This is a genomic window from Sulfurihydrogenibium yellowstonense SS-5, from assembly GCF_000173615.1.
Lineage (GTDB): Bacteria > Aquificota > Aquificia > Aquificales > Hydrogenothermaceae > Sulfurihydrogenibium > Sulfurihydrogenibium yellowstonense.
The window spans coordinates 1-4,030 of the sequence record NZ_ABZS01000158.1 but is presented as its reverse complement, the minus strand read 5'-3'; the positions used below and the strand labels follow the sequence as shown (position 1 = coordinate 4,030).

The following is a 4,030-nucleotide window of genomic DNA, read 5'->3' as shown; positions in this document are numbered from 1 at the left end:
TTTGTTATCATAGAGCTTCTTAGTCATCTTAGCAGACCGGTAACATTAGCTCTTCGTCTTTTTGCAAACATGACAGGTGGTGAGCTTATAAGTATTGTTTTAATTACGCTTGTTCCATTCTTAATTCCAATGCCAGTTATGCTAATTCACTTAATAGCTGTATTCTTACAAACATACGTTTTTGTAGTCTTGACAACTGTTTACATTGCCGGTGCTATTACTCATGCTGAACACTAATGGAGGATATTAATGGTAGAAATAACAAAGATTTTTATAAACTTTCAGTTTAACAATATCTCTTTAAAAGCTTTAGAAATTGCAAAAGACTTAGCTAATAAATATAATAGTCAGCTTATCATCTTCCACGAAATAGAAGATGTATACATGATGAAAAAAATTGCAGCAAGCTTTGGACTACCTGTTCCACCGGATCTTGAAGAAAAAAATAAAACCTCTGCTAAAAGCAGAATAGAAGACTTATTAACTAATTTTTCTAATGATGTCAAAATAATAGTTGACATATCAGAAAGTGTAAAGAATTCACTTCCAAAATTTATTAAAGAGGAAAGTCCAGATTTGGTTATAATAACGGAAGATTACGAATACTTAGCTAAAAAAATAGAATCAAATGTCTTTATTGTAAAAAAATAATTACTTATAGGAGGTTGTATTAATAATGGTTAAGTTCTCAAAAGTGTTGATGTTGATGGTTTTAGCAGGAACGGTTTCTGCTGCGTTTGCTGCAGATGGCGACCCAATGGCAAGAGCTGTATTTTACGGAGCGTTAGCTATCGGTGCGGGCGTTGCTATCGGTGCAGCTGCAGGCGGTGGTGCTGCCGGTCTTGGTAATGCGATCAGAGGTGTTCTTGAAGGAATGGCAAGAAACCCTAATATGGGCCCAAAATTATTGACAACTATGTTCATTGGTATGGCATTAATAGAAACATTCGTTCTCTATGCATTACTTATCGCAATTATATTCATCTTTACCGGTATTTTCGATTCAAAAGCAGGCTTCTAAGATAAATTTTAGCTTAAAAAATTGTTGGCAGCCATAAAAGGCTGCCCTATTTTATTTTATAGGAGGTGTATAGAAATGGCAAATATGAAAGCAAAATCTCATTTATCAAATAAGAAAAGAAAGAGAACTTCTGGATTTCTTGCAAGAATGAAAACTAAAGCCGGAAGAAAAATCTTAGCAAGAAGAAGAGCAAAAGGAAGAAAGCGCATCGCTATCAAGTAAATGTTCACATTAAAAAAAAAAGACATACAAAATGTTTTTTCTAATAAACAAATTATAGATAATGAAGATTTTTTAGTGGTTTACCTGAAAAACGACCAAGAAAAATCAAGGTATGCTTTTGTAGCTTCAAAAAAAAACTTTAAAAAATCTGTAGATAGAAATAGAGCAAAAAGACTACTAAGAGAAGCCGTAAGGCTTCGTCTTAACTTATTAGATGATCTTAAATATGATATGATTTTTATAGCAAAAAAAAGCATTTTAAATAAAAAAGTTTATGATATCCTATCTCAACTTGACACAGTAATAGGAAAATTAAAAAATTACGATTAAAAGGTTATGCCTTGGGTGAGAAATTAGTGATTTTTATAGAATTTAAAAATAAGATTCTTCGGACTAAAGTCCTCAGAATGACAGGAAAAGCTTGAATGATAAGTATCAGAGAAAAGATAGCCTTATTTGTCATTATTTGTCATTCTGTAGCTGGCAAAGAATCTCATGCTTTTAATGAGTTTCTCACCCAAAGTATAAAAAAGCTAAAAAACAATGATTAAAAAATTATTTATTAACGTAATAAGATTTTATCAAAAATACATCTCACCTATTAAAGGGCAAAGTTGTAGATTTCACCCAACTTGCTCAGAGTATGCAGCTTTATCTATCGAAAAGTATGGAATTATAAAAGGCACATTAAAAGCCATTTGGAGAATACTAAGATGTAATCCATTTTTTAAGGGTGGCGTTGATTATCCTTAAAACATTAGAGGTGAAAAGATGGAACAACAAGATATGCAAAAGAGGTTGATGATATTTTTTGCAGCAGCTGCACTGCTGCTGATATCTTTTTCTCTAGTCAGTCAATATTTTTTTAAAGACAATGCTCAAAATGAAAAAAATCAAACTCAGCAGACCGAAAAAGAGGCTGCAGCTCCTATTAAACAAGTTGGCGGAAGTTATGACCTTGTCTTATCCGGTGAAAGGGTTAATGCTGATAGTTTAAAAGATATAGTTAGAATTAAAACAAAGGAAGGCTATGTAGAGTTTAGTAATATCGGCGGTAGAATAGTATCAGCTTTTGATAACAGATATAATATCGACATTGTTCCTGAATTTTCTAAATCTAATAAAATTTTCCCTGGAGAAATTATAACCACAGATACAAATATTACAAAACTTTTAAACTTTTCAAAATACGAATCAAAAATAAAAGATAATAAAATCTCATTTTACTTAAAAAATGAAAATGTAGAAGTTGAAAAAACTTATACAATTAACGATGATAATACTATAACAGTTGACATTAAAACCAAAGGTCTTGAAAATGTAGGATTATCATATTTAACAGGTGTAACTTTAAAATCTGAGGGAGATTTTGGACACGATGGACCTATTATTAAGACTGATAGGGAAATTATAAGAATAGACAACGACATTAATACTATTCAAACAATCAGAGACAAAATACTTTGGGCTGGTCAAGAAAATAAATATTTTATGCAGATTCTGTCGGTTAAGGGCGGCATAAACACTGTTTATATAGTTCCGGTTGCAAAAGATACTACAGTTGTTTTATCTGAAATCCCAGCATCTTTCGAAGGATTTAATTATTTAGGTCCAAAACTTTACTCACTTCTTGGAGAAATTACGGATAAGTATCAAAAGCTTTGGAACGTAGATTTAGATTTAAGAAGTTCTATTGATTTTGGCTTCTTTGGCATTCTTGGAAAACCTCTATTCTTACTACTTCATTTTATATATGACTTTGTCCATAATTGGGGATTGGCAATCATTGTCTTAACTGTATTATTAAGGATTGTGCTATTCCCGCTTAATCACAAATCTCTAAAAGCAATGAAAAAAATGGCAGACCTTGCTCCAGAAATGGAAAAACTTAAGAAAAAATACGCAAAAGACCCGCAAAAACTGCGAGAAGAAATTATGAAGCTGTACGCAGAAGCTGGAGCAAATCCAATGAGTGGATGCTTGCCAATTCTCGCTCAAATTCCTATATTCATAGCATTATACAATGTCTTAATGGTAACAGTTGAGTTAAAGAATGCTCCGTTTATGCTTTGGATAAAAGACCTTTCAGATAAAGACCCTTACTATGTTTTACCAATCTTAATGGGACTGTCAATGGTTGTTCAGCAGTTTATAACTCCAATCTCCGATAAAAATCAAAGAATGATCATGTATATTTTGGCTGGCGTGTTTACGTTTATGTTTATGAATTTTCCTTCAGGACTTGTTTTGTACTGGCTAACGAATAATATATTAGGATTAATTCAAAGTGTTATTGTTAACAAATCAATGAAAAAATGAACAAAGATACAATCGTAGCAAACGCAACCCCACTAATTCCGTCAGCAATTTCAATAGTTAGGATTAGTGGGGATAAGGCTTTAGAAATAGGTAAAAAAATATTCTCTTTGCCGGAAAAAATAACTCCAAGAAAAGTTTATTTTGGCAAAATTTTTAACCATAAAGGTGAAATTATCGACGAAGGTTTATTCGTATACTTTCAAAAGCCAAAAAGCTTTACCGGTGAAGACCTTGTAGAGATTTACCCCCACGGAAGCGTTCCGGTTGTAAAAAGCATATTAGAAGCTTGTTTTATGCATGGTGCAAGATTAGCAAGACCGGGCGAATTTACAGAAAGAGCTTTTTTAAATGGGAAAATTGATTTATTACAAGCAGAAGCTATAGCAGACCTAATCAATGCAAAATCTGAAAAAGCAGCAAAAATTGCAGTCTCTATACTGGAAGGAAAATTATCTAAACAGATAAACG

The 4,030-nt window shown here is 32.3% G+C and carries 7 protein-coding genes and 1 pseudogene; all 8 read left to right on the top strand.

Translation table 11 applies throughout. From position 1 onward, the window contains the following. Positions 1–237, top strand: a 237-nt coding sequence (locus SULYE_RS06690; RefSeq protein ID WP_007547804.1) for a F0F1 ATP synthase subunit A, incomplete at its 5' end; no start/stop codon positions are given. Positions 238–249: 12 nt separating this feature from the next. After that, positions 250–651 carry a universal stress protein gene (locus SULYE_RS06685; RefSeq protein ID WP_007547802.1) on the top strand — a complete coding sequence of 134 codons (402 nt, stop codon included), beginning with the start codon at positions 250–252 and terminating at the stop codon, positions 649–651. Between the two features lie 25 nt (positions 652–676). Next, on the top strand, positions 677–1,021 hold the full coding sequence (atpE, locus tag SULYE_RS06680) for an ATP synthase F0 subunit C (protein ID WP_007547800.1): 345 nt from the start codon (positions 677–679) through the stop codon (positions 1,019–1,021). Between the two features lie 84 nt (positions 1,022–1,105). Then, the gene (gene rpmH, locus SULYE_RS06675) at positions 1,106–1,243 is read left to right on the top strand and encodes a 50S ribosomal protein L34 (RefSeq protein ID WP_043989217.1); all 138 of its coding nucleotides are present in this window, start codon (positions 1,106–1,108) and stop codon (positions 1,241–1,243) included. After that, on the top strand, positions 1,244–1,573 hold the full coding sequence (rnpA, locus tag SULYE_RS06670) for a ribonuclease P protein component (RefSeq protein ID WP_007547797.1): 330 nt from the start codon (positions 1,244–1,246) through the stop codon (positions 1,571–1,573). A gap of 213 nt (positions 1,574–1,786) precedes the next feature. After that, positions 1,787–1,996, top strand: coding sequence for a membrane protein insertion efficiency factor YidD (gene yidD / locus SULYE_RS06665; protein ID WP_007547795.1), 210 nt, complete (start codon positions 1,787–1,789; stop codon positions 1,994–1,996). 18 nt (positions 1,997–2,014) lie between these two features. Beyond that, positions 2,015–3,562 (top strand): membrane protein insertase YidC, encoded by a 1,548-nt coding sequence (yidC, locus tag SULYE_RS06660; protein WP_007547794.1) that lies wholly within the window; start codon positions 2,015–2,017, stop codon positions 3,560–3,562. Continuing rightward, positions 3,559–4,030 (top strand): annotated as a pseudogene (locus SULYE_RS06655) (tRNA uridine-5-carboxymethylaminomethyl(34) synthesis GTPase MnmE); the annotation flags it as partial. The gene yidC and the pseudogene SULYE_RS06655, both read left to right, overlap by 4 nt.

What these genes read in the sequence shown, in the direction of transcription:
- SULYE_RS06685 (WP_007547802.1), top strand. Translation starts at nt 250, where the DNA reads ATGGTAGAAATAACAAAGATTTTTATAAACTTTCAGTTTAACAATATC.
- yidD (WP_007547795.1), top strand. Translation starts at nt 1,787, where the DNA reads ATGATTAAAAAATTATTTATTAACGTAATAAGATTTTATCAAAAATAC.
- atpE (WP_007547800.1), top strand. Translation starts at nt 677, where the DNA reads ATGGTTAAGTTCTCAAAAGTGTTGATGTTGATGGTTTTAGCAGGAACG.
- rnpA (WP_007547797.1), top strand. Translation starts at nt 1,244, where the DNA reads ATGTTCACATTAAAAAAAAAAGACATACAAAATGTTTTTTCTAATAAA.
- yidC (WP_007547794.1), top strand. Translation starts at nt 2,015, where the DNA reads ATGGAACAACAAGATATGCAAAAGAGGTTGATGATATTTTTTGCAGCA.
- rpmH (WP_043989217.1), top strand. Translation starts at nt 1,106, where the DNA reads ATGAAAGCAAAATCTCATTTATCAAATAAGAAAAGAAAGAGAACTTCT.